Raw genomic sequence first — 25,088 nt, forward strand, 5'->3', positions numbered from 1 at the left:
GAACGATCTGACGTGCGATTGCTCGCTGGACGGGTAGAAAGACAGACAGCATGCTGCGTCCGTTCAACGCATCCCCATGGAGTTCTCGATGACGAGTATGGCCAACGTCGACGCGACGCTTTGTGCGCTTTCTTGTGCGCTTTGCCGTGCGCATTCTTGGTGCTAAGTCTGCAAGAAAAATTCAAACAGCGATTCACGCCCAATTCACACCGTACGTCTGCTGACCCGACCAGATATCAAGCGACCAAATTTACGCCGCGACGAAGCACGAGGGACGGCTGGCACGTGCAAAGTGCGCCCTCCGCCCCATAGGGATGCTAGGCCCTCCTGATGCGCTCTAATCTATGTGCCGCTGTGACGACTTTCTCGTCTGCCGACACCACGACGTACACATCGGAGTAAGCGTCCAACTGATTCGCTAGCGGTCCGGCGTAGCCCGCTAGCTTGCGTCGTGATCTCTTGTCGAAGAAGCATTTCCAAACGCCGTCACCGGCTGGCTGGCGGCTCCCGAATCTAACGAGGCAGTCAACGATTAACTCAGGAATGGCCCGCTGCTGAAGCCGTGTTTGAGCATGTTTTGACAGTTCGACTCCCATCACAGCGCCCCTCCCAGCTCGGCAACCTCCCGAGCAACCACCTCGGCGACGCGCTCGGCCGTCAAGGTCGAAGAATCGAGAACAAGTGCCCGGCCAACAATCCGCGACTCTAAGCGCCGCATGTAGCCTTTACGCAAGGACGAATCCGCGTCGGCCACAAGCGTTTGCGCATCGTCATTCGCCACGATCTGCGATCTTGAGCGCACCCGCGCACATCGCACATTGAGAGGCGCATCCAAGAACACGGTGAGATCTGCCGAACGAAGTACGTGGGCAACCGAGTCTTCAATCTGGAGCGTGGAGCCGCGAAACTCTGCATAAACTTGGGTAGAAAGCAGGTATCGATCCAAGACAACAGACTCCCCGGCGTCCAGGTACTTTGTGATCTTGGCCGATGCGCTTGCCACAGAAGCCAAATAGAGCAAATGCGCAGCCTCCTGACTCCCCTCAAATGAGTTCAGAATTCTCTCGCGGTGTTCTAGCAAATCACCATCGGGCGTTCTCATGTGACGCGCACCGAGCAGCTGGGCCGTGCGCTGTGCGCAAGTACTCTTTCCAGATCCGTCGAGCCCTTCAAAAACAACGAAGATTCCTTTTTTCATGCTCACAGGCTCTTCTCCAATGCTCGAATTTCGGCAGGAATGCCCACTCGGCTGTTCTGTGCCGAAGGGATCAACAGCTCTTCGACCGAACCGGGATGAGCTCCCTCCGTCGCGGAAAGCGCATGTGCAAGGGCGTCCATCTGCCTCCATTCGTCAGCACTGAAGCTTGCCGAAGCAGTCACGAGTGGGACCGGCCCAGGCTTTACCTCCATGCCCCACTTCAGCCGCTGATCCGCCAGCGGAGTACCGCGAAGCAGGAGTAGCGGAAACGCACGAAGAGTCTGGACGTTGCGTTTGAGACACCAGTCAATGCTCTGACGGAACGTCGCCAAGGTCTGCTTAGGCAGTCCATAGATCAGAGACACTTCATGGCGAATTCCACGCTGCTGCACTTGCGACAAGACCTCCTCAACCCTCCCCAGATTGTTCGGCCTATCAACTGCACGAGCTTCGGCATCCACAACCGACTGAAGGCCGAACTCCAAGGTCACATCAAGCTTGGCTGCAGCGTCAAGAAAACTTGAATCAATCATCTCGGGACGACACTGAAGCGCTATCTCGCCGCTGAAGCCTCTCTCCGCGAAACGATCGAGGATGTCCGTCGCCCATTGCTTGTCTCGGTTGAAGATCGGATCAAGAACAGAGATTCGAGGGGTCTTGGCTGCACAGAACAGGGCAATCTCTGCGTACACGCGCGCACGATCAACTTTGATCACCGCAGACTCCTTCCCCGGCTGGCGGTGCTGGCAGAACGAGCAGCGAAACTGGCATCCACGCTGTGTCTCCCAGTGAATTGACCCGCCGGCTGCAGGGTCAAGCAGACCAGTGAGATACGGCGACGGGAGCGAGTCAAGATCCGCGCGGGCCTGAATACCCTTATCAGATGCTCCAACAACATGAACGCCAGCGATAGCGGCAGGATCACGACCGCTCACGAGGGCATAAAGTGCGTTTTCGCCAGCTCCCCGGACGAAGCAGTCCACGCCTGGGTAAAGCTGCTCAAGACCACCTGTGGCGTAGGAAATCTGAGGCCCGCCGAGAATGATTCGGCCCGAGAAGCCAAGGCTACGCAGATGACCAACAAGCTCCTTGACCTGCTCGTCGTTCCAAACGTATGCGCCTATTGCCACCGTCGAATTCGCGTCCCCCGCGGCAAAGCAAGCCATGATCTCCGCTGCGACGGTCGCCGAGGGGAATGGTCGATCACCGACCGGCCGCACGATCTCTTCTAGGCAGATCGCGGGATCAGTTCGTAGTCGCGCCGAAATTGACGCGTGACCAAGCGGGGCAAGTTGCCGTCCCTCACGAGCCCAGGGCAATGCCACCAAAACAACCTTGGGACGGGCCCGTAACTCCAAGCCTCCCAGATCATCGCTGCCAGAGCGCGAGGCCGGCGATGACGAGCAGTGCTGGACTGAGGTTTGATGCTGGCGACGAAGAAGCGCTGTGTAGTTACTCTCGGCCTCTTGCTGCTCTTGCACCCCCTGATCGCTCGAAAGCGCGAGGTATGGGAAATGGTCGAGGTATCGGCCAAAAATACGGGTGCAGTCACTGCGGTATGCCCGCGTATCAACGATGTGTGCCTGCCACACCGTGCGTGCCACCCCGAGCGGCATCAGAAAGCGGCCTGGGAACTGCCGCCGTATCGTCAAGTACTGCCGGTACTCAAGCTCCGCCCCCTCCCATTGCTCCTGAGAAAAAGTCGCTGCTGAGCTACTGGTCAGATGGCGACGAACCGCCGAGAGGTCGATGCTTGCGACCGCGGGGTCGATCGAGATGTTTGAAGCAGCATGCTTGGCCATGATGGGCTCCGTGATAAAGACAGAGCCAGTTTTGATGTGTGGAATCCACACACAAGCATCACTATCGCCATTCGTCGAGCAAGTCGGCAAAGGCTTTTGCTTCGTTGTACTCCGAAACGATGAGCTGCTTGTACTTCGTCAAGATCGGGCTATCCGTCTCGACCTCCATCGCTGCCTGATAGGCTTGCTCAAGCGCCCCATCCAGGTAGTAGGCCAACATGCTGTCGCCAAGCTCTAGCGTTGCCGACTGCAGCGCGACGAGACGAAAAAGCGAACCTGCCTCCGCGACCGGGCCAACACCCATCTGCGGCAAGGCATCTGCAAACGGGTTTGGCAACGGTTCAGTGCGCAAATCAACTGTTTCTGAACCGAGCATATCCAGGAGCCGAACCAGCTCCGGCCTGACCAAGCCAATACCTGCGACGGTTTGGCGGCCAAGCAGTAGATCCCGCGCGCACACTGCGTAGCGGACGCGATCGAGCTTCCCAGCGATCAAACCGACCACGACCTTGGGTTGTGCGTAGATACCATTCAGGATCACTGCATTCGTCAAACATGCGGCGTCTCTGGGCGAAATCAGGTTTTTCTTCTTGTTGTTGTGTCCCGACTCGAAATCCACCTTCGCAATAACGAAAACCCTGTCCTTCTCCAACGCTTTCAACAAGGTATTTGCGGCGTTGCGCAGAGATGGGTAATCGGACAGCTTCACGCCCAGCGCATCCCCTACCGCCTGCTGGAGTGTCAGTCCGTCGCTAGCGACCACAAGAACGCTCCAACAACTCGCTTACTGTCTGACCGGTGGTCGTGGTGCTTGCAATCTTCATCGCCTGGCTGTGCCAACCTTGATATCTGCACAGAGCAGACCGGCCTGCACGGCGATACTCGTCGATCACGCCACGACAGTATCCAGCCCGCATTGCGTCAGAAACCGATGTGGTGAAGCCCACCATCGCTTGCCGCTCACCATGTTTATCGTAAATCCTCACCAGCTCCTTGCACCCCTCAATCAGGCGTGCCGGGTCTTCCGAGTGAGCCAAGTTGGAAAGCGCCAATACAGAAAAAGCCGCGATGATGTACTTCATTCCGATCTTAGGTCCGAGGTTCTTCTGAAAAAGGAAGGTCAGCTTCTTGCACGCTTTGGCTGGGTGTCGCCACCTCGAGGCGCGGGGCTGCGAGGTAAGCACTAATCAGCAGCGCGCCAAGCCATGCCGCCTGCAACCAGGTTTCCTCCGACAAATCGTCGGCGCGATAAGGTGCGGACGACGGCGCACTATCAAATTGCGCAATCACGAACACCACCACCAGAAGCAACGAGATGCCAAGAAAACACCAGGCTGCAGACTTCAGAAGGGTCAGCACGGATGCCGCAACGCCAGCACCATGCGATGCCAATCGATGCCATATGCGTCTGGCCGCCGCCGCGTACAGGGCCAGGAACATCAACTCCATGCCGGACAACTCTATCAATCCAACCGTACCTTGGAACATGGAGTCGAGCGTCCAATACAATGCGAGGACCCCAATCACTGACAGCACAACGTTTGCAAGGATTCGCAAAGCCACTCCAAGGGTAAGTCCAGTAAGGATGGCTGGCACAAGGGCCGCCCAAACGGAAATGTCTGAGCTATGACCACTCAAGACACGATGCGAAGTATATGTCCCACATTCATTTGAGATAAAACGCAACACGATTGCGCTCTTGTAACGCCACCGATACAGTTTTCTCCCCTAGCCATTTGCGGTCGGATCGCGGAGATTCATCGGTCTGGCGACTTTGAGCGATGGTGGCGAGGTTTCCGCAGCCTCGCGGGCGGGGAAGGCCAGGCGCCCCACCCTTCATTCTGGCGGCTACCACAAGATAGTCCCTCGTGCCGGGCTACGCAGCGACATCCGCGAAGTCGGCATACGGTAGGGGCACGGCCACCTCCCGAGCATATCAATTCGGCGTGACCCGGCCTCAGCCTTCAGCGATGTTGAGCGAGCCTTGCGCTTCGAGCGCAGTCACGCCGGCCTCAGTGCGCCGACCCTCCAGCGCGGCGCGGAACTGCTTTGACGTCAGTCCGTCGCGAACCGGGCTGTCCGTGCGCTTGCATAAGATCTCAGAAGACTCGCAGTCTAGTCCTCGCCCCCGTAGCTGAGCGCCAACATGATCCAGCACCGCGCGCCACGCCTCTCTTCCTTGGCTGAGTACCAAGGTATTGACAAGAGCCGCGCTCGCAAGCGGCGCGCTTCCGCCTCAATAGCACTGCGACGCTTGGGCTCCATCCCGTCCAGCATCACATCCGCTGCGTCAGCAATCGGGTCTCGCACCCTGCCGTCACCCGGCAGGCCAACCAACAAAGCTACATCTGGAGCTATGTTTGAGTCGTGCACGGGCTACTCCTCACCTCCGTAACTCATCGCCAACTGAATCCAGCAGCGCGGCCCATTGCGACGCTCCTTGTCCGCGTAGAACGGTATCGATAAGAGCCGCGCACGCAAGCGTCGCGCCTCGGCCACAATAGCGCGACGCTGATTCTCCGGCGTGTTTGGCAACATACTGTACGAAAGCGTCTCGATCTCGTCGATCTCCGGTTCATCGGCAGATGAACCCAGTAGCGATGAAGCTTCAAGCGACATGGATTGCCTTCTCAGCTAACAGATCATGCACGCGGGCGTCGGCGGCCGATTCGACAGAGTCTAGCCACAACCGGCACGCTCTGCATTCCCGGTGCTCAAAGCCACCGAGGAGAGCCTCTGATCATTGGCACCTGCGCCTGTAAATATTGAGATCAAACACCAGGCGCCCCGCTAGCAGTGTCTCGTGCCGACGTTACCAGAACGGGTTGCCCACCTGTGCATCAACACTCGCACGGAAGCGGATACGTCGGGAATGGCAGTCACGGAGCTACACGACCGACTGGGATGACCTGCCGACGGTGACGGCGCATACGCCTCATCAGGCGATGAGCAGGACCTGCCAGACCGTGCAGACGCTTGAATGATTGGCGACGCTCAACGAAAGGCAACTTGGTTGATCGGCGCCGTGAGCCGGCTTGCCGTGTTCAGTGCGTGATGCCGCTGCTATGCGCCGGGAAGGCCAACGTGGGCAATGCATCCCGTTCGTGGCGTTCAGAGCAACGGCCCCCCGCAAACCAACCTACTGGCGGAATCAGAGCGATCCGATTCACGGGAGGCGCAACCGAAACCCTCCATTCGCGAATTGGCGATAGCTCCCGACAGTGTTCCCTGTAGCTGGTACGCAGTTGAAGGTACGCACCATAGTACGCAGCCAACCGATCGTCCGACGGCTGCCAAACCTACCTGGAATCCACGCAACTGGATGCGTAGTCGCCTTAACGTCTTTCCGTACCGTTTCCGTACGAAATAAAAAACGGTTTGAGCCGAAAGCTCAAACCGTTGATTTATTTACTTCTTTTGGTGGGCGGTACTGGGATCGAACCAGTGACCCCTGCCGTGTGAAGGCAGTGCTCTACCGCTGAGCTAACCGCCCCGGAAGAAGAAGCGGGATTCTATGTGCGCAGGCGCGACGCGTCAACACACTCCGACGCGGGAACCACATCCCGGCGCAACCATCGAACGCGCATGCGAAGAAAATCAGAGTTGCCGAGCAAGCCGTGCCTGCACTGCGGCCGGCCCTTCAGCTGGCGTCGAAAGTGGGCTCGCGCCTGGGAAGAGGTGCGCTATTGCTCCGAGCGCTGCCGATACTCGGCGAAGCGCACACACTGAACGCCCGGAAGACTCATCCAAATGGAATCGGCACAATGAACAAGTACCTCGGCATGATGCTCCTCCTTTGCCTGCCTCTGGCACATGCGGACGCGCCGCGCACGATCGAGCAGCTGGATCTGCAGCGCTATCTCGGCACCTGGCACGAAATCGCGAAGTATCCAAACCGCTTCCAGAAGCAATGCGTCTCGGACACGACGGCAAGCTACGCACGAGAGCCCGACGGGACGATCACGGTACTCAACCGTTGTCGCACGGCCAGCGGAGAATTCGATGAGGCAAAGGGTGTCGCCCGTCTGATCGCTGCGCCGGGTTCGCCGAAACTGGAAGTGCGCTTCGCGCCGGCCTGGCTGTCGTGGCTGCCGCTGGTGTGGGGTGACTACTGGGTGATCGAACTGGACGAGGCCTACACGCTGGTCGCCGTCAGCGAACCTTCTCGCGAGTATCTGTGGATTCTTGCGCGCGACCCGCAAGTGGCCGAGCAGCGGGTCGATGATCTGATCGGGCGACTGTCGGAGCGCGGCTTCGACCCAGCGCGCATCGTGCGTTCGCCGCACACTGCGCGCTGATCGAGGCATTTACGCCCAGGTGTTGATGACGCTACCGGCTGATCCGGACGGAATGGCCGGAAGAGCCTGCAGCAGCAAGGCTGCGTTCTGCTCCTGCATCTCCAGTGCTTTCTTCAGCATCAGCACCGAGGCTTCGGCCTGCACTTGCTGACGCGCATTGGCCGAGGCATAAGCAGCGATCGAAGAAACATCCATGACGATATCCCGTAAAGGTGGAACTCTCTGGTGTTAACGGCAGCGCCCGGAAAAACTTGAGGCCACTGACTCAAACATTTTCGTGCTGGCCCGAGAGCATGCGGTGCCGCTTGTCGAGCAAGGCTTCCAGCGACGCTTCGACAATGGCGAGGCCCTCGCGCAGGGTCTCCTCTTCGATCAGCAGCGACGGCAGGAACTTGAGCACCTGGTCGTCCGCGCCGGCCGTCTCGATAACCAGACCACGCGAGAACGCCTCGGCGGAGGTCTCGCCTGCAACGCCCGCCTGCGGCAGCTCCAGCCCCCAGATCATGCCCAGACCACGCACGCTCGCCTGCAACTGCGGGAAGCGCTCGGCGATGCGTTGAAGCTCGCTGCGGATAATCTCGCCCTTGTGGGCGACGGCCGCGGCAAGGTCATCGTTCTCCCAGTAAGCCAACGCCTCGGTCGCCGCAATGAACGCCAGATTGTTGCCACGGAACGTACCCGTGTGCTCGCCCGGCTTCCACTGATCGAGGTCCGGGCGCATCAGCAGCAACGCCATTGGCAGGCCGCCACCAATGGATTTCGACAAGGTCACCATGTCAGGCTGGATACCGGCACGCTCGAAGCTGAAGAAGGTTCCGGTACGACCGTTACCGACCTGGATGTCGTCGATGATCAGCAGAATGTCGAACTCGCGGCACAGCGCCGAGAGCTTCTGCAGCCATTCGATACTGGCGACATTGACCCCGCCCTCGCCCTGCACCGTCTCGACGATGACCGCTGCCGGCAGGTCGACGCCACTGCTACCGTCTTCCAGGAAGCGACGCATGTAATCGACGGAATCGACCCCCTCGCCGAGGAAACCATCGAAAGGCATGAACGCGCTGTTGCTGCGCGAGCCGTAGGACTCGTCCTTGTAGTAGTAATTACCGGTGACCGCGAGCGAGCCCAGCGTGAGGCCGTGATAACCGTTGGTGAAGGCGATGATGTTTGAGCGGCGCTTGATCATGCGCGCGAGCTTGAGCGCGGTTTCAACCGCATTGGTGCCGGTCGGGCCGGTGAACTGCACCTTGTAATTGAGATTACGCGGCGCAAGGATGGTGTCGCGCAGCTTGGTCAGAAAGGCCCGTTTGGCTACCGTCGCCTTGTCGAGCGCGTGCACAATGCCGCCACGCTGCAGGTAATCGGCCATGGCCTGGCTGAGACGCGGGTTGTTGTGCCCGTAGTTGAGCACTCCCGCGCCGGCGAAGAAATCGATGTAACGATTGCCATGCTCATCGAACATTTCGGAACCGCGCGCGACATCGAAAACCACCGGAAAGGAGCGGATGTAGCCGCGTACTTCGGATTCCATCTCATCGAAAATTCGCATCGCAATCACCTCTGTTTCGTTTTGTTCTCGTACAAAATCGGATCATGGACAAACAGACGCTGCGGCAACATTTTGCGCGGCAACGTCAATCCATTTCACGACTCGGGGGTGTTCCAGTATCCCGGACCATCCGTGTCGGGTCAAACCACATGGCCGCTGGATGAACGAGAAGACGCTGCGAAAAGACATGAAAAAGCCCGGGACAAGTCCCGGGCTTCTGCAATGCTTGGTGGGTGCTGACGGGGTCGAACCGCCGACATTCGCCGTGTAAAGGCGACGCTCTACCAACTGAGCTAAGCACCCGCGCTGAACGCAACCGAACGGTTGCGACGGCAAGGGGCGCTACTTTACTGCATCCTTGAGCCCTTTGCCAGCGCGGAACTTGGGAATTTTCGCGGCCTTGATCTTGATACTGTTGCCGGTACGGGGGTTGCGGCCGTTACGGGCGGCACGCTGGCCGACGTAAAACGTACCAAAACCGACAAGCGTGACGGTGTCGTCTTTCTTGAGCGCCTTGCGCACGGCGTCGATGGTTGCATCGAGCGCCCTGCCAGCCGCTGCTTTGGAAAGATCTGCACTTGCAGCGATTGCATCGACCAGTTCGGATTTATTCACTTAGAACCCCCTCTTGGCGTTGGACATCACTTGCTGTGTCATTGGAACGGACCCGCTTGTACGGTGTGCCGTAATTCTCTGTGCGGGCAATCTCCTCCATGCTGCAAGGTTTTTATAGCGTGGCCAATTCCAGCGTGTCAACAAGCGATGCCGCGCTCAAGGCGCGGCATCGTAAGCGGGTGTGAGCCCGAAGAAGCTTAGTGAGCGCGTAAAGCCGAGGTGCCTTCGGCAGCCGGAGCCGGTACGGCGGCCGCCTCCGCATCCGTCAGCGGCTCGGGCTGCCGCTCAAGAGCATGCTCCATCACGGCGTCGAACCAACGCACCGGGATGATCTCGATGGCGTTCTTGATGTTCTCCGGAATCTCGGCCAGATCCTTGACGTTTTCTTCAGGAATCAATGCCTTGGCGATGCCACCGCGCACTGCGGCAAGCAGCTTCTCCTTGAGACCACCAATCTGCAACACCTCGCCACGCAAGGTGATCTCGCCAGTCATGGCGACATCCGAGCGCACCGGAATACCAGTCAGCGAAGACACCAGCGCGGTAGTGATGGCGGCACCCGCGGAAGGGCCATCCTTCGGGATCGCGCCTTCCGGGAAGTGGATGTGAATGTCGCTCTTCTCGAACACCTCATCCTTGATCCCAAGCTTGCGAGCACGGCTGCGCACAACCGAGCGGGCAGCTTCGACGGACTCCTTCATCACGTCGCCGATCGAGCCGGTACGCTGAATGGCGCCTTTACCCGGCATCACGGCAGACTCGATGGTGAGCAGTTCGCCACCCACTTCGGTCCACGCAAGCCCGGTAACCTGACCGACCTGATTCTCTTTCTCGGCCATACCGAACGAGTACTGACGCACGCCCAGATACTTGTCGAGGTTGTCGGACGTAACCTGGATGTGGTCGCCCTTCTTGGCCATCACGAGTGCCTTGACCACCTTGCGGCAGATCTTGGAAATCTCGCGCTCAAGGCTGCGGACGCCAGCCTCGCGGGTGTAATAGCGGCAGATATCCCGCACGGCCTGCTCAGTGATCTCGATCTCACCCGACTTCAGACCATTGTTCTTGATCTGTTTCGGGATCAGGTAGCGCATCGCGATGTTGGTCTTCTCGTCTTCCGTGTAGCCGGACAGGCGGATGACTTCCATGCGGTCGAGCAGCGCGGCCGGGATATTGAGCGTGTTGGCCGTTGCCACGAACATCACGTCCGACAGATCGTAGTCGACCTCGATGTAGTGATCCTGGAAGGTGTGGTTCTGCTCCGGATCGAGCACTTCCAACAATGCCGAGCTGGGATCGCCACGGAAATCCTGGCCGAGCTTGTCCACCTCATCGAGCAGGAACAGCGGGTTCTTCACGCCGACCTTGATCATGTTCTGGATGATCTTGCCCGGCATGGAGCCGATATAGGTGCGGCGATGACCGCGGATTTCGGCCTCGTCGCGCACGCCACCGAGCGCCATACGAATGAACTTGCGATTGGTGGCCTTGGCGATGGACTGACCCAGGGAGGTCTTGCCGACACCCGGGGGGCCGACCAGGCACAGGATCGGCGCCTTGACCTTGTCGACGCGCTGTTGCACGGCAAGATACTCGACGATGCGTTCCTTGACCTTCTCGAGCCCGTAATGGTCCTGGTCGAGCACCTTCTCGGCGCTGGCCAGATTTTTGCTCACGCGGGACTTCTTCTTCCACGGCAAACCGACCAGGGTTTCGATGAAGTTGCGCACGACCGTGGCTTCCGCCGACATCGGTGACATCAGCCGCAGCTTCTTGAACTCGCCTTCCGCCTTGGCCAGCGCGTCTTTGGGCATGCCGGCGGAGTGGATCTTCTTGTCCATCTCCTCGAGGTCGGCGCCGTCTTCGCCCTCGCCCAGCTCCTTCTGGATGGCCTTGACCTGCTCGTTCAGGTAGTACTCGCGCTGGCTCTTCTCCATCTGGCGCTTGACGCGGCCACGGATGCGCTTCTCGACCTGCAGGATGTCGAGCTCGCTTTCGATCTGCGAGAGCAGCTTCTCAAGACGTGCGTCCGTCTCGAAAATCTCCAGCACTTCCTGCTTCTGCTCAAGCTTGAGCGGCAGGTGGGCGGCGATGGTATCGGCCAGACGGCCCGCGTCCTCGATACCGCCAAGCGACGCCAGGATTTCACCCGGGATCTTCTTGTTCAGCTTCACGTACTGATCGAACTGGCTGATGATCGCGCGGCGCATGGCCTCGACTTCATTATCGGCAGCCTCGGCAACCAGCACGGGCGCAACACGCGAGACGAACAGCTCTTCCTGCTCTTCGACCGACAACACGTGGGCGCGATGCACGCCTTCGACCAGCACCTTGATGGTGCCGTCAGGCAGCTTCAGCATCTGCAGCACATTGGCCACGCAACCCACGTCGTACAGATCGTCCGCGGACGGCTCGTCCTTGGCGGCCGAGCGCTGCGCGACCAGCAGGATGCTCTTGTCGCCCTCCATGGCCTGCTCGAGCGCCTTGATGGACTTCGGACGGCCGACGAACAGCGGAATGACCATGTGCGGAAAAACGACCACGTCGCGCAAGGGCAGCAGCGGCAGGACGTTCTGATCGGCGGAAACTTCGGACTGGCTAGCCATGATTCGTAACCTCAGGGGTGCGGTCCAAGCCATCTGGGGGCGGGAACCGGAAATTCAAGCTTTGCGGACAGGCGTCTGCGCGCCTTTTGAAGATCTTGATGATGTTGACGGCAGATGACGCGGCGGCTGAAGCCCTTTCAGGCTTCAGCTTAGGTACTGCCCGGCGTCGAGTGCAAGCCGGGATGCCGTACAGACGACCGCTCAGTTGGAACCGGAAACCTTGGGCTGGTCAGCGTAGATCAGCAGCGGCTGGGCGCCGTCTGCGATGGTGCCCTCATCGATGACCACCTTTTCAACCGCTTCGAGCTGCGGCAGGTCGTACATGATGTCGAGCAGTGCAGCCTCGAGGATGGACCGCAAGCCGCGCGCGCCGGTGCGGCGAGCAATGGCCTTCTTTGCGACCGCGTGCAGCGCAGCCGGACGGATCTCGAGTTCCACACCTTCCATCGAGAACAGCTTCTGGTACTGCTTGACCAGCGCGTTCTTGGGTTCGATGAGAATCTGGATCAGCGCGTCCTCGTCCAGCTCCTCCAGCGTCGCGACCACCGGCAGACGGCCGACGAACTCAGGGATCAGGCCGAACTTGACCAGATCTTCCGGCTCCACCTGACTGAAGAACTCGGACGCGGCCCGGCCGTCACGGCTCTTGACCTCGGCACCGAAGCCGATGCCGACCTGCTCGGTACGCTGACGGATGACTTTTTCAAGACCATCGAAAGCGCCACCGCAGATGAACAGGATGTTGGTGGTGTCGACCTGGATGAAATCCTGGTTGGGATGCTTGCGCCCGCCCTGCGGCGGAATCGAGGCATGCGTTCCTTCGACCAGCTTGAGCAGCGCCTGCTGAACGCCCTCGCCCGACACGTCACGAGTGATCGAGGGGTTGTCGGATTTGCGCGAGATCTTGTCGATCTCGTCGATGTAGACGATGCCCTGCTGGGCCTTGTCGACGTCGTAATCGCACTTCTGCAGCAGCTTCTGGATGATGTTCTCGACGTCCTCACCGACATAGCCGGCTTCGGTCAGCGTCGTGGCATCGGCCATCACGAACGGGACGTTGAGCAGGCGCGCGAGCGTCTGGGCAAGCAGCGTCTTGCCGGAGCCGGTTGGCCCGATCAGCAGGATGTTGCTCTTCGACAGCTCGACCTCGTCCTTTTCGTTGGACATGTGGCGCAGGCGCTTGTAGTGGTTGTACACCGCCACCGACAGGTTGCGCTTGGCCTTTTTCTGCCCGATCACGTACTGATCGAGAATGCGCGAGATCTCGGCCGGTGTCGGCAGGCTGCCTTTACCGGCTTCGGTGCTGACGTTCTCCATCATCTCGTCGCGGATGATGTCGTTGCACAGCTCGATGCACTCGTCGCAGATGAAGACGGACGGACCCGCAATCAGCTTGCGCACCTCGTGCTGGCTCTTGCCGCAGAAAGAGCAGTAGAGCAGCTTGTCGTTACCCGTCTTCTTGTCCGTCATGTCGTTCTCTCCGCTGTTCAGACGTCGGCGCGCGAAGTCAGTACACGATCCACAATGCCGTATTCGACGGCGGCCTCGGCGCTCATGAAATTGTCGCGGTCGGTGTCTTTCTCGATCTGCTCGATCGGCTGACCGGTGTGCTTGGACAGCATGCCGTTCAGGCGCTCGCGGATGTACAGGATCTCGCGGGCATGGATCTCGATGTCCGACGCCTGACCCTGGAAACCACCCAGCGGCTGATGAATCATCACGCGCGAGTTAGGCAGGCAGAAACGCTTGCCCTTGGCACCCGCGGCGAGCAGGAACGAGCCCATGCTCGCGGCCTGGCCGATGCACAGCGTCGACACGTCCGGCTTGATGAACTGCATGGTGTCGTAGATCGCCATACCGGCCGTCACCGACCCGCCCGGCGAGTTGATGTAGAAATAGATGTCCTTGTCCGGATTCTCGGACTCAAGGAACAGCAACTGGGCAACGATGAGGTTGGCCGTGGCGTCGTTCACCGGACCCACCAGAAACACCACACGCTCCTTGAGCAGGCGCGAATAGATGTCGTAGGCGCGCTCACCGCGCCCGCTCTGCTCGACCACCATCGGCACCAGGCCGAGGGCTTGCGGATCCCAATTGCTGTGCATTTCGCTGGCTTTGCTCATCGTTGTCCCGTGTTGAGTACGTTCAGGCAGCAGTATTGCCCATGAGTTCATCGAAGGAAATCGGATTATCCGAAGTCTTGGCCTGGCCGAGCGCCCACTCCACGACGTTGTCCTCGATCACGACGGCCTCAACCTGCGACAGACGCTCCGGCTGCGAGTAATACCAGCGCACCAGTTCGGACGGATCCTCGTAGCTCTGGGCCATGTCCTCGATCACGCCTTTGACCTGCTCGGGCTTGGCGAACAGTTCGTTGGCCTTGACCAGCTCGGCCATGATCAGGCCCAGCTTGACGCGACGTTCGGCCTGCTCGGTGAACCACGAGGTCTGCAGCGGGATGTCCTTCATGTTCATGCCGCGCATTTCCATGTCGCGACGGGTGTTGTCGGCCAGCAAGCCAGCCTCGCTCTCGACCAGCGCGTTCGGCACTTCGATCGGCGTGACGGCGATCAGTGCGTTCATGACCTGCTCTTTGACGCGGGCCTGGATACGGCGCTTGGCCTCGCGCTCGAGGTTCTGACGCACTTCGTCGCGCAGCTTGGTGACATCGCCATCGGCAACGCCCAGGGCACGCGCAAACTCTTCGTCGATTTCCGGCAGGATCGGGCCTTCAACGGCCTTCAGCGTGACATCGAACTCGACCTTCTGGCCAGCCAGATTCTCGGCGTGGTAATCGTCCGGGAAGGTCATCTCGAAGGTCTTCGATTCGCCGACCGACAGACCAGTCACCGCTTCCTCGAAATCCTTGAGCATCGAACCGGCGCCGATCACGAACGGGAAATCATCAGCCTTGCCGCCTTCGAATTCCTCGCCGTCCTTGCGGCCGGTGAAGTCGATCACCACGCGGTCACCCTCGGCGGCAGCGCGCTCGACGGCTTCGTGCTTGGTGCGCTGCTTGCGCAGCACTTCAATGGTCTGATCGACTTCAGCGTCGCCCACGGCAAACACCGGACGCTCCAGCGTCTGCTCGGTCAGCGAGCCCGGCTGCACTTGCGGGTACACCTCGAAAATCGCGGTGAACGACAGCATGCCGTCCTCAGCCTTGTCACCCGGCTCGATGCGCGGCTGACCGGCGATACGCTCTTCGCTCTCGCGCATCTTCTCGGTGAAAGCCTTTTCGACCGCGGCACCGATCGCATCGGAGCGCGCCTGGCCGCCGTAGGTCTGGGCCACGATCTTCATCGGAACCTTGCCCGGGCGGAAGCCGGCCATCTTCACCGTGCGGGACATGCGCTTGAGGCGGGCCTCGACATCCTTCTCGATATCGGCAACCGCCACGGTCATGTCAATGCGGCGCTCCAGCGCGCTCGAAGTTTCCTGGTTGTTTTCCATCAATTGCTTCCCGACAAGGTCAAAGTTACAGGCGCCGGCCACCGCAACGCGGGGGAAAAAGCCACCCGATACGGGCGCTTGGGCCGAGACACCCAGGTTTTCGCTAACCGCCGATTCTAGCACACCGGCACGGCCTGCCCGCTCGCGCAGACTTGACACAGACGCCACCGGGCACGCGCTTTACAATTCGCAAACCACAGCCCCGGAGACACCATGTTCGCCCGCCCCGAACCCATCTACAAGGTCGCCGGCATCCGCAGCATCGAAGCCCGCGCGAAGGCCAGCGCCGACCCTACGCTGATGGAGCGCGCGGGCCGCATCGCGGCTGAAGAAGCCGTGCGCCTGACGATGGATCGCCCCGGCACCATCCTGATTGCCTGCGGCCCCGGCAACAATGGCGGCGACGGATTCGTCATGGCGCGGAGGTTGCTGCAGGCGCGCCGCCCCGTGGTTGTCGCCTTTGCGGGCAAGGCCGATCAGCTTCCGCAAGATGCGCACGCCGCCTACCACGCATGGCACGAAGCCGGCGGCGAGACGCTCACCGATCTGCCGACACCTCCTGCCGAAGGCTGGGCGCTGGTGGTCGACGCACTCTTCGGCATCGGGCTCAAACGTGCCGTTGACGGGCATTACGCCTACTGGATCGCGCGCCTCAACGCCCTGCCCGGCCCTCGCCTGGCCATCGACATCCCGAGCGGTCTGGACGCCGACACCGGGCGAGTGCATGGCTATGCTTTCCGCGCCACGCACACCCTGAGCTATCTCGCGCTCAAGCCCGGTCTGCTGACTCTTGACGGACCCGACCACGCCGGCGCCGTGACGGTTAACCGCCTGGAGATCGACCCCGAGGCTCATCTCGCGGCCGGCGGGCTGCGCGTGCGCCCCTCGCTGTTTCGTGCGCACCTCATGCCCCGGCCATTCAACACCCACAAGGGCAGCTTCGGCGACGCCGGCATACTCGGTGGCGCCAGCGGCATGAACGGCGCTGCACTGCTGGCCGGACGCGCCGCGCTCAGGCTCGGCGCCGGACGCATTTTCGTCGGCATGATGGACCGCGACGCCCCCACCGTGGACCCCATGCAGCCCGAGCTCATGCTGCGCACACCGGCCGTCGTGCTCGACAACGCCGACGTCTGCGCGGTCGGCACCGGCCTGGGCATTTCGGATGAGGCCCGACGTGTCATCGATCGCGCCCTGCCCTTGCCGATCCCGTTGATTCTCGACGCCGACGCGCTCAACCTGATCGCCGAGGATTACCGCCTCGAACAGATCTGCGCCGCACGCCACGCACCGACCATTCTCACGCCCCACCCAGCCGAAGCCGGCCGTCTGCTCGGCAGCAACACCGCCGCCGTCCAGAAAGACCGCATCGGCGCGGCGCTCGAACTGGCCAAGCGCTTCAACGCCCTGGTGGCCCTCAAAGGCTGCGGCACCATCATCGCGCTGCCCGACGGACGCTGGCTGATCAACTGCACCGGCAACCCCGGCATGGCAACCGCCGGCATGGGGGACGTGCTCACCGGTATGATCACGGCACTGATCGCGCAACACTGGCCGCCCGAGTCGGCCTTGATTGCGGCGGTGCATCTGCATGGGGCGGCCGCCGATCAGCTGGCCGCCGCCGGCATCGGCCCGATCGGGCTGACCGCCGGCGAAGCCATCGACGCCGCCCGCGCCACCTTCAACGCATGGATCACGCAGGCCTGCGCGCCTCCTTCAGAACTGCTCTGACCCACGCCATCACGGACACTCAACCCATGCTCAACGCCCTGCAACTCCGTATCGAAATTCAGCGCAGCGTGGCTGCCGCACTGGCCGAGGACGTCGGCACCGGCGACCTCACCGCGCGCCTGATTCCGCTCGCCACCGACGCGCGCGGCCGCGTCATCACACGCGAAGCTGCCGTGATGTGCGGCGCCGCGTGGTTCGACGCCACCTTTTTCGCCCTCGACCCCACTGCCACCGTGCTGTGGGATGTGAAGGACGGCGACGTGCTCGAGCCCGGCCAGCCACTGTGCGACATCGTCGCCAACGCGCGCGTGCTGCTGACCGCCGAGCGCACCGCACTGAACTTCGTGCAGCTACTGTCCGGTACCGCAACCGTCACGCGTCGCTACGTGGAAGCCGTCATGGGCACCCGCGCGAAGATTGTGGACACGCGCAAGACCCTGCCCGGCCTGCGTCTGGCGCAGAAATACGCCGTGGCCACCGGTGGCGGCTGCAATCACCGCGTCGGCCTGTACGACGGCATCCTGATCAAGGAGAACCACATCATCGCGGCCGGCGGCATCGAGTCCGCCGTGACGCGGGCACGCGAAATCGCTGCGTCAGACGTGTTCATCGAAGTCGAGGTCGAGACCCTGGATCAGCTCGAAACCGCGCTGGCCGCCGGCGTGAAGATGATCCTGCTCGACAACATGGATCTGGATACCATGCGTCGCGCCGTCGAGCTCACCAACGACCGCGCCGAACTCGAAGCCTCTGGCGGCGTAAGCCTCGAACGCGTGCGCGCCATCGCCGACACCGGCGTGCACCGCATTTCCATCGGTGGCCTGACCAAGGACGTGCGCGCCATCGATCTGTCGCTGCGACATATCGAAGAGTAAGCGCGCCCCCGTCGATGCAAAACGGCCACCCGAAGGTGGCCGTTTTATCTTGCAGGGGCGGGTTTTCCTCAGCCGATGTGACGGAGTACGAACTCCTTCACCGCCGCAACATCCGGCGCCATTACCTCGACATGCTGCGGTAGCTCTTCCATACCCTCGAAGCCGTCCGGGCGGACCGGCTCACGGCCCAGGGCCTCGCGGATGGTCTCAGCGAATTTCACCGGCTGGGCGGTTTCGAGCACCACCATCGGCATGTCGTCGCTGAGGTTCTCCAGCGCCACCTTCACGCCATCGGCCGTATGGGTGTCGATCATCACGCCGTATTCCTCCCACACCTTGCGGATGGTTGCGAGACGGTCGGCATGCGAGCTGCTGCCGGACGTGAATGCGAATCCCGGCATGCGCTTGATGTAGGGCGTTTCGTTCAGATCAAAGGCACCGCCGGCATCGACCTCGCGCCACAGCTCGGCCACCACTTTCGGGTCGCGCCCGACCAGATCGAACACGAAGCGCTCGAAGTTGGAGGCCTTGGAAATGTCCATCGACGGGCTCGACGTCACGTGAGTCTCGGCCGTTGCACGCGGGCGGTATACGCCGGTGCGGAAGAACTCGTCGAGCACGTTGTTCTCGTTGGTCGCAAGGATGAGGCGACCGATCGGCAAGCCCATCTGGCGCGCGATATGGCCCGCGCAGATGTTGCCGAAGTTGCCCGACGGCACGCAGAACGCGACCTGCTCGTCGTTGCTCTGCGTGGAGGCGAAATAGCCCTTGAAGTAATACACCACCTGCGCGGCGACACGCGCCCAGTTGATCGAGTTCACCGCGCCGATGCGGTTCTTCGCCTTGAAGGCTGCGTCGTTCGACACGGCCTTCACGATGTCCTGCGCGTCGTCGAACATGCCGGTGACGGCGATGTTGAAGATGTTGGGGTCGGTCAGCGAATACATCTGCGCGCGCTGGAAGGCGCTCATGCGCCCATGAGGCGACAGCATGAAGACGCGCACGCCGCGCTTCCCGCGCATCGCGTACTCGGCCGCCGAGCCGGTGTCGCCGGAGGTTGCGCCGAGGATGTTGATTTCCTCGCCGCGCTTGGCCAGCACGTACTCGAACAGGTTCCCGAGCAGCTGCATGGCCATGTCCTTGAAGGCCAGCGTCGGGCCGTTGGACAGCTCCAGCAAGCCCAGCCGGCCGGGCTGCAGCCACGACACCGGCGTGATGTCGCGCGCATCGGTGCCGTCGCGCACGTGGCGGTACACCTCGGCGGTATAGGTCTTGTCGCAGATCGCCTTGAGATCGGCCGGCGGAATGTCGGTGATGAATTTCGACAGCACCGCGAAGGCCAGTTCGGCGTAGCTGAGCTTGCGCCAGGCGTCGAGTTCGGCGCGCGTGATCTGCGGGTAAGACTCGGGCAGGTACAGACCACCGTCCGGGGCGAGCCCGCCGAGCAGGATGTCGCAGAATTCGGGGCCGGCCGGCTGGCCGCGCGTCGAGAGGTATTTCACGGTTTTATTCCTGAAAAGCCGACGAAAAGACAGCCACCGATTATCCCGCCCACTGCCACTGCTGTCCAATGCACACGCCGGCGGTCAATCCGATTCCTGCCCCGGCCGCATACCGCACTGTTCGAGCAAGTCCTGCCACGCCCGCGTATGACGCGCCACGGCGCGGTCAAAGCGCCCCCACAGGCTGGCCTCATCCTCTTCGCCCAGCGTCATGCGCGCATACGCCACAACCGCCTCACTGCGCCCCCCGCCGATTGCCGCCAGTTCGCGCAGCGGTGGCATCAGCTCGCGCCGCACGCGTTGCAGGTCGGCTAGGTAGGGCTGCACGCGCCCCACGTACACGCTCATGAACATGCCCCGCATGTTCTCCGCCGCCCGCGGCTGCACGTCCGGCCTGGCGCACATCGGACGCCCCCCCAGCCGCGCTTCGATCAGGCGCGAGGCGTCATCCAGTCGCGTCGTCGCCAACACCGCCCCGCGCAAGGCCTGCCCGGCCAAGGGACGCGATTGCCAGCGCTGATAGACGCCATCGAGCGCCTTCACGTCCACATCCAGATCCCCGCTCTGCACGCGCCCCACCACATCGACCAGCGCACGCAGATCCGCCGCCAAAGTACTCGCCATGTCGCGATCCGGCTGCGCGGCCAGGGCGCCACGCGAGCGCGTCAGGAACTCCTCGATCTCGCTCGTCCCCCACACCGCATTCCACGCCGCATCCGGAATTTGCGCGCGCTTGGCGTCGATGATTTCGTCAATGCGCCCTGCCAGCGCTTCGCTCTCGACCTGCTTCACGCATGCCGCCGCTGCGCGCAGAAATCGCACTTCGTAATCGAACACCGTGGCCGGGTGCATGACCCGCCCCATGATCGAGTTGCGCTCGCCTACGACGTGCTGCAACTCGCAGCCATACAGACCGAGGAAGTCGAGCATGCTGACATCGAGCGGCGGAATATCGACGACGCGTTCGCGCCTGCGCGGCAACTGGTCGACCGTCGGTACCGGACTCAACACCGCTTCGCCGTCAAGCACCCGTGCGCTGCGCTCGACATATTCGTCGAACAGCCCTTCCGGCGATGAAAACGGATCGCAGGCGGCAAGCAGCAAGGCTGCGATGGACAACACGACGGATCTGCAGACAGCAGGCATGAGAGGCAACAGCTCAGCGACGGGAAAGCGTGTTTGATGGACCACCACACAGCACTGGCGGTTCAGCCGATCCGCCGGCTCACACCGACAGCGGAGCAACGGCCGGATGCGCGACACTGGACGCGCGCCGCAATTGCACGGCGACTTCGGCCACAAAGCGCTTTTCGAGCACCTGCAGATCAACCAGGCAGCGCCCGGCCAGTTCGGTTTCGCCCGCCAACACGTGGGCAACCAGCGCACCCGCAATCTCGTGCATCTGGCGGTGCATGCTGGCCACCTCGCCCGCGTCCCGGCCGGCCCCCGCTACCCATAGCCCGACCCAATCGCAGCACCGACAATGCTGCTGGCCGCTATTCGGCACCGCCCCCTGACGCTGCTCGAACCAGCTCTGCAGACGTGACAACCAGCCTCGCTGCTCCACGCCTGAGCGCAACAACGCAAGACCGGTGGCATCGAGCGCACGCGCCTCGCTCCAGGCCATATCCGGGCGCCAGTTCGAGCGCCAGTGCGCGATCTCGCTGCCGGGCATCGGCCGCGCGATGCCATAGCCCTGCGCCAACTCGCAGCCAAGGTGCAGCAGCAACAGACCGTGCTCAAGGGTTTCCACACCTTCGGCAATCACTTCGCGACGAAACGCGCGGGCGAGCCCCAGCACCCCTTCCAGAATCGACAGGTCGTCCGGATCGTGCAACATGTCGCGCACAAAGCCCTGGTCGATCTTGAGCACATTGGCCGGCAGGCGTTTGAGATAGGCGAGCGAGGAATAGCCGGTGCCGAAATCATCGAGCGCCACCCTCACCCCGAGACCGCTGCACGCTTCGATCACCGACGATGCGCGCGACACGTCCGACAGCGCGCTGCTCTCCAGCACCTCCAGTTCCAGCCAGCCGGCCGGCAGGGCCGGATGGTGCGCGAGCGCCGCCTTCAACCGCTGGATGAAGGTCGGGTGCTGCAGGAAGTGCGCTGACACATTCACGCTGACCGGCAGCCCGATACCCTCTGCCTGCCACTGCTCGCCCTGCCTGAGCGCCGCCTCGATCACCCACTCGCCAATGGCGATATCGAGTGGATGCTGCTCGATGACCGGCAGAAACTCTCCGGGCGCCAGCAAACCCTCATCCGGGTGCTGCCAGCGCAGCAAGGCCTCGACGCCCACGACCTCGCCGCTGCGCATGTTTACCTTGGGCTGGTAGTGCAGCACGAACTCTTCGCGCTTGAGCGCCACGGCAATGCGTTTCAGCTGCTCGTGCTGGCCGCGCAGCAACTGATGCTGTTCCAGATCGAACACGTGGAAGCGATTGCGACCGGCGAGCTTGGCCTGATACATGGCTTGATCGGCCTGGCGCAGCAACTGCTCGGCTTCGACCGGCTCGCGCTGCGGGTAGAAGGTGACGCCGACGCTACTGGTCACGTGCAGGCTCAAGCCGCCCACCTCGGCCGGCCGATCGATCGACGCAATCAGCCGCCGCACCAGGCTCATGCAGATTGCCGGCGTACGCACGTCGGACAACACCACGACAAACTCGTCCCCACCCACACGCGCCACCGTGTCGCCCTCACGCAAACACGCTCGCATGCGGGCCGCGACCTCCACCAGCAGCTGATCGCCAACGGCATGACCGTGCTGGTCATTGATTTCCTTGAATCCATCCAGATCGAGATACGCCAGCGCGAGCTGGCGTTCACCACGTTCCGCGCGGTACATGGCTTGCTCGAGGCGGTCGGCCAGCAGCACCCGGTTGGGCAGATCGGTCAGCCCATCAAAATGGGCAATGTGCAGCAACTGCCGGTCGTCGCGCTTGAGCCGCACGATGGCGTAGCCGAAGGCGCCGAGCACGATCAAGGCCACCAGGCCGACAGCGCGCACTTCGTTCCACCAGACGGCCAGATAGTGCGGTTCCGCCAGCGCAACCTGCACGTAGAAGGGGTATCGCTCCATCACCCGAAAGCTGCCGATACGCGCCATGCCGTCGGTGCTGGCCGTGTAGCGCAAGGTGCCGGCACGCTCACCGGCTTCGATACGCTGACGGATCGGATTGTCAGGCGGCAACGGCTGATTGAAGTCCGCTTCATTCATTGGCGGATAGCGCTGCAGCAAGGTCAGATCATCACTGCGGCGCAGCAACGCCACTCCGTCCTCGCCGACATCGATGCCACGCAACAACTCGCCGACGGCGTCGATATCCATCAGGGCTCCAACGATCCCGCGGAAGTTTCCGTAGTCATCACGCATCGCGTACGCCATGGCGAGCGAACGGCGCCCGGTGGTGCCCGCCACTCGAACCACGGAAAACGCAATGCGGGCGGAGGGGTCGTCGCGCAGGGCACGAAAATGAGCCAACTCCCCGATCTCGACTGCACGATCGACCGGCCGCGAAGAGGCCAGCAGTTTGCCGTTTGCATCAAAGACATTGAGCGCAGCGATTTTCTCGAAGCTGCCCTCGAGACGCTGCAGCACGAAATGGATGTGCGGGTCTTCCCCGCCTGCAGCATCGCGCAGCCGACTCTGCGCGGCGATTTCACGCTCTACAAAGGCCAGCAAGCCCTCGATGCGCTCAAAGTCATTTGCGAGGCTGGACTCGATGACCTGCACCAGATTGCTGGTGGTCAAGGTCGCCGTCTGAACCGACTGACGATGCGCCGCCACCAGAAACAGGCCCAGCACCCCGAGCAACAGCAGCAAGGCCGCGAACAGCCACATCACCGCAGACGACGGACGCAGCGAGACCGGCTGATCGGGTTTTGCGGCGCGCGCGTTTGCTCTGATTCGGCTTGGGCTCATCAAACAGGCAGCTCGTAGGGAGGCAGACCGACGATACGACACCTGCGGGCAACGCGCACTAAAAACCATGCTGCCAGTATCGCTATATCGCAGGGCAGCTGTAGCGCCGGAACGACGCATGACGTAAAAAAGCCGCGGACGTGGCCGCGGCTTTGCGGGAAGGCGAAATCCGAACCCTTACTGCAGGCTCTCCATGCGCAGGCGGGTGACCTTGCCGCGCACGACCTGCAGCGCCTCAATGCTGCGGATGGCAGCGTTGGCGTTGCGCTCTACCGTGCGGTGCGTGAGCATGATGATGTCGGTGCGCGACTCGCCCTCTTCGGCCTGCTTCTGGATCATGGCCTCGATGGAAATACCGCTGTCGGCCAGGATCCGCGTGATGTCGGCGAGCACGCCAGGCTTGTCGTCGACGCGCATGCGCAGGTAGTAGGAGGTGATGACGTCCTCCATCGGCAGCACCTTGACGTCGTGCACCTGATCGGCCTGGAAGGCCAGGTGCGGCACGCGGTGCTCGGGGTCGGCGGTGTGCAGGCGCGTGACGTCCACCAGGTCGGCGATGATCGCGCTGGCAGTCGGCTCGGCACCGGCCCCCTTGCCGTAGTAAAGCGTCGGCCCAACGGCGTCGCCATGCACCAGCACTGCGTTCATGGCGCCTTCGACGTTGGCGATCAGGCGGTCCTTCGGCACCAGCGTGGGGTGCACGCGCAGTTCGACGCCTTCGGGGCGCATCTTGGCGATGCCGAGCAGCTTGATGCGATAGCCGAGTTGGCCGGCATACGCGATGTCGACGCTGTCCAGATTGGAAATGCCTTCCACGTGGGCGGCGCCGAACTGCATCGGCACGCCGAATGCGATGGCGCTCATGATCGACGCCTTGTGCGCGGCGTCCACGCCCTCGATATCAAAGGTCGGATCGGCTTCGGCGTAGCCCAGCGCCTGCGCTTCGCGCAGCACCTCGTCGAAGGGCAGACCCTTGTCGCGCATCTCGGTGAGGATGAAGTTGGTTGTGCCGTTGATGATGCCGGCGAACCATTCGATGCGGTTGGCCGACAGGCCTTCGCGCAGCGCCTTGATGATCGGGATGCCGCCGGCCACGGCCGCTTCAAACGCGATCATCACGCCCTTGCGCTGGGCGGCCTCGAAGATCTCGTTGCCGTGCATGGCCAGCAGCGCCTTATTGGCAGTGACCACGTGTTTGCCGTTGGCAATCGCGTTCATGACCAGCTCGCGCGCGATGCCGTAACCGCCGATGAGCTCGACGACGATATCCACTTCCGGGTCTGCCACCACCGCGAAGGCGTCATCGGTGATGCGCACATCGTCGCCGGCCACGCGGCGGGCGTGTTCGAGGTTCTTGTCGGCAATGACGCTGATGCGGATCGGCCGGCCAGCGCGGCGGGAGATCTCCTCCTCGTTGCGCTTGAGCACGTTGAAGGTGCCACCGCCGACGGTGCCGATGCCGAGAAGTCCTACGTTGATTGGTTTCATGTTCTGCCGGAAAAGGATTGAAAATGCAGCGCGCGCGGCGCGC

22 protein-coding genes and 2 tRNA genes are annotated in these 25,088 nt (G+C 62.0%); 5 read left to right on the forward strand and 19 right to left on the reverse strand.

Going from position 1 to position 25,088, the window contains the following annotated elements; genetic code table 11:
* Window positions 1-595 precede the first annotated feature (595 nt).
* The 6 genes from AC6H0N_RS08035 to AC6H0N_RS08060 all read right to left on the reverse strand — a co-directional run bounded on the left by AC6H0N_RS08035 (window position 596) and on the right by AC6H0N_RS08060 (window position 5,619).
* Window positions 596-1,198 carry a dTMP kinase gene (locus AC6H0N_RS08035; RefSeq protein WP_497573574.1) on the reverse strand — a complete coding sequence of 201 codons (603 nt, stop codon included), beginning with the start codon at window positions 1,196-1,198 and terminating at the stop codon, window positions 596-598.
* 2 nt (window positions 1,199-1,200) lie between these two features.
* A complete protein-coding gene (locus tag AC6H0N_RS08040; RefSeq protein ID WP_497573575.1) occupies window positions 1,201-3,000 on the reverse strand; it encodes a radical SAM protein in 1,800 nt (599 codons plus the stop codon).
* Between the two features lie 61 nt (window positions 3,001-3,061).
* Window positions 3,062-3,763: a hypothetical protein gene (locus tag AC6H0N_RS08045; protein WP_497573576.1), complete on the reverse strand. Its 702-nt coding sequence runs from the start codon at window positions 3,761-3,763 to the stop codon at window positions 3,062-3,064.
* The gene (locus tag AC6H0N_RS08050; RefSeq protein WP_497573577.1) at window positions 3,753-4,082 is read right to left on the reverse strand and encodes a hypothetical protein; all 330 of its coding nucleotides are present in this window, start codon (window positions 4,080-4,082) and stop codon (window positions 3,753-3,755) included. The genes AC6H0N_RS08045 and AC6H0N_RS08050 overlap by 11 nt, the downstream gene beginning before the upstream one ends.
* Before the next feature lie 7 nt (window positions 4,083-4,089).
* On the reverse strand, window positions 4,090-4,488 hold the full coding sequence (locus AC6H0N_RS08055) for a hypothetical protein (protein ID WP_497573578.1): 399 nt from the start codon (window positions 4,486-4,488) through the stop codon (window positions 4,090-4,092).
* An 888-nt stretch (window positions 4,489-5,376) separates the two neighbouring features.
* Window positions 5,377-5,619: a hypothetical protein gene (locus AC6H0N_RS08060; protein WP_497573579.1), complete on the reverse strand. Its 243-nt coding sequence runs from the start codon at window positions 5,617-5,619 to the stop codon at window positions 5,377-5,379.
* A 206-nt stretch (window positions 5,620-5,825) separates the two neighbouring features.
* Here AC6H0N_RS08060 and AC6H0N_RS08065 point away from each other — a divergent pair, with 206 nt between their 5' ends.
* Window positions 5,826-5,984, forward strand: coding sequence for a DUF4113 domain-containing protein (locus tag AC6H0N_RS08065; RefSeq protein ID WP_497573580.1), 159 nt, complete (start codon window positions 5,826-5,828; stop codon window positions 5,982-5,984).
* 434 nt (window positions 5,985-6,418) lie between these two features.
* On the opposite strand, the gene AC6H0N_RS08070 is transcribed toward AC6H0N_RS08065, so the two are convergent.
* A tRNA-Val gene (locus AC6H0N_RS08070) sits at window positions 6,419-6,493 on the reverse strand.
* Between the two features lie 92 nt (window positions 6,494-6,585).
* On the opposite strand from AC6H0N_RS08070, the gene AC6H0N_RS08075 reads away from it, so the two are divergent.
* The gene (locus tag AC6H0N_RS08075; RefSeq protein WP_497573581.1) at window positions 6,586-6,729 is read left to right on the forward strand and encodes a DUF2256 domain-containing protein; all 144 of its coding nucleotides are present in this window, start codon (window positions 6,586-6,588) and stop codon (window positions 6,727-6,729) included.
* A gap of 35 nt (window positions 6,730-6,764) precedes the next feature.
* Window positions 6,765-7,298, forward strand: coding sequence for a lipocalin family protein (locus tag AC6H0N_RS08080; RefSeq protein WP_497573582.1), 534 nt, complete (start codon window positions 6,765-6,767; stop codon window positions 7,296-7,298).
* Window positions 7,299-7,307: 9 nt separating this feature from the next.
* Here the strand turns inward: AC6H0N_RS08080 and AC6H0N_RS08085 are convergent, their stop codons facing one another.
* The 8 genes from AC6H0N_RS08085 to tig form a co-directional block, all read right to left on the reverse strand.
* Window positions 7,308-7,493 carry a putative motility protein gene (locus AC6H0N_RS08085; RefSeq protein ID WP_497573583.1) on the reverse strand — a complete coding sequence of 62 codons (186 nt, stop codon included), beginning with the start codon at window positions 7,491-7,493 and terminating at the stop codon, window positions 7,308-7,310.
* Between the two features lie 70 nt (window positions 7,494-7,563).
* Window positions 7,564-8,847 (reverse strand): diaminobutyrate--2-oxoglutarate transaminase, encoded by a 1,284-nt coding sequence (gene ectB / locus AC6H0N_RS08090; protein WP_497573584.1) that lies wholly within the window; start codon window positions 8,845-8,847, stop codon window positions 7,564-7,566.
* 227 nt (window positions 8,848-9,074) lie between these two features.
* Window positions 9,075-9,150: transfer RNA gene (locus tag AC6H0N_RS08095), tRNA-Val, on the reverse strand.
* Between the two features lie 39 nt (window positions 9,151-9,189).
* Window positions 9,190-9,462, reverse strand: coding sequence for an HU family DNA-binding protein (locus tag AC6H0N_RS08100; protein WP_497573585.1), 273 nt, complete (start codon window positions 9,460-9,462; stop codon window positions 9,190-9,192).
* A 197-nt stretch (window positions 9,463-9,659) separates the two neighbouring features.
* A complete protein-coding gene (lon, locus tag AC6H0N_RS08105) occupies window positions 9,660-12,068 on the reverse strand; it encodes an endopeptidase La (RefSeq protein ID WP_497573586.1) in 2,409 nt (802 codons plus the stop codon).
* Between the two features lie 201 nt (window positions 12,069-12,269).
* Window positions 12,270-13,538: an ATP-dependent Clp protease ATP-binding subunit ClpX gene (gene clpX / locus AC6H0N_RS08110; RefSeq protein ID WP_497573587.1), complete on the reverse strand. Its 1,269-nt coding sequence runs from the start codon at window positions 13,536-13,538 to the stop codon at window positions 12,270-12,272.
* 17 nt (window positions 13,539-13,555) lie between these two features.
* A complete protein-coding gene (gene clpP, locus AC6H0N_RS08115) occupies window positions 13,556-14,191 on the reverse strand; it encodes an ATP-dependent Clp endopeptidase proteolytic subunit ClpP (RefSeq protein WP_497573588.1) in 636 nt (211 codons plus the stop codon).
* Window positions 14,192-14,213: 22 nt separating this feature from the next.
* Window positions 14,214-15,521: a trigger factor gene (gene tig, locus AC6H0N_RS08120; protein ID WP_497573589.1), complete on the reverse strand. Its 1,308-nt coding sequence runs from the start codon at window positions 15,519-15,521 to the stop codon at window positions 14,214-14,216.
* Window positions 15,522-15,734: 213 nt separating this feature from the next.
* Between tig and AC6H0N_RS08125 the strand changes: the two genes are divergently transcribed.
* Both AC6H0N_RS08125 and nadC read left to right on the forward strand, forming a co-directional pair.
* Window positions 15,735-17,252, forward strand: coding sequence for an NAD(P)H-hydrate dehydratase (locus AC6H0N_RS08125; RefSeq protein WP_497573590.1), 1,518 nt, complete (start codon window positions 15,735-15,737; stop codon window positions 17,250-17,252).
* Window positions 17,253-17,278: 26 nt separating this feature from the next.
* Window positions 17,279-18,127 (forward strand): carboxylating nicotinate-nucleotide diphosphorylase, encoded by an 849-nt coding sequence (nadC, locus tag AC6H0N_RS08130; protein WP_497573591.1) that lies wholly within the window; start codon window positions 17,279-17,281, stop codon window positions 18,125-18,127.
* A gap of 68 nt (window positions 18,128-18,195) precedes the next feature.
* Here the strand turns inward: nadC and thrC are convergent, their stop codons facing one another.
* The 4 genes from thrC to AC6H0N_RS08150 form a co-directional block, all read right to left on the reverse strand.
* Window positions 18,196-19,629, reverse strand: coding sequence for a threonine synthase (gene thrC, locus AC6H0N_RS08135; protein ID WP_497573592.1), 1,434 nt, complete (start codon window positions 19,627-19,629; stop codon window positions 18,196-18,198).
* Window positions 19,630-19,713: 84 nt separating this feature from the next.
* Complete coding sequence (locus tag AC6H0N_RS08140; RefSeq protein ID WP_497573593.1) at window positions 19,714-20,751, reverse strand: DUF3080 domain-containing protein; 1,038 nt, start codon at window positions 20,749-20,751, stop codon at window positions 19,714-19,716.
* A gap of 103 nt (window positions 20,752-20,854) precedes the next feature.
* A complete protein-coding gene (locus AC6H0N_RS08145) occupies window positions 20,855-23,557 on the reverse strand; it encodes a putative bifunctional diguanylate cyclase/phosphodiesterase (protein ID WP_497573594.1) in 2,703 nt (900 codons plus the stop codon).
* A gap of 177 nt (window positions 23,558-23,734) precedes the next feature.
* On the reverse strand, window positions 23,735-25,045 hold the full coding sequence (locus AC6H0N_RS08150) for a homoserine dehydrogenase (protein ID WP_497573595.1): 1,311 nt from the start codon (window positions 25,043-25,045) through the stop codon (window positions 23,735-23,737).
* Window positions 25,046-25,088 lie beyond the last annotated feature (43 nt).

The sequence above is a fragment of the Pseudazoarcus sp. NS34 genome, from assembly GCF_059703725.1.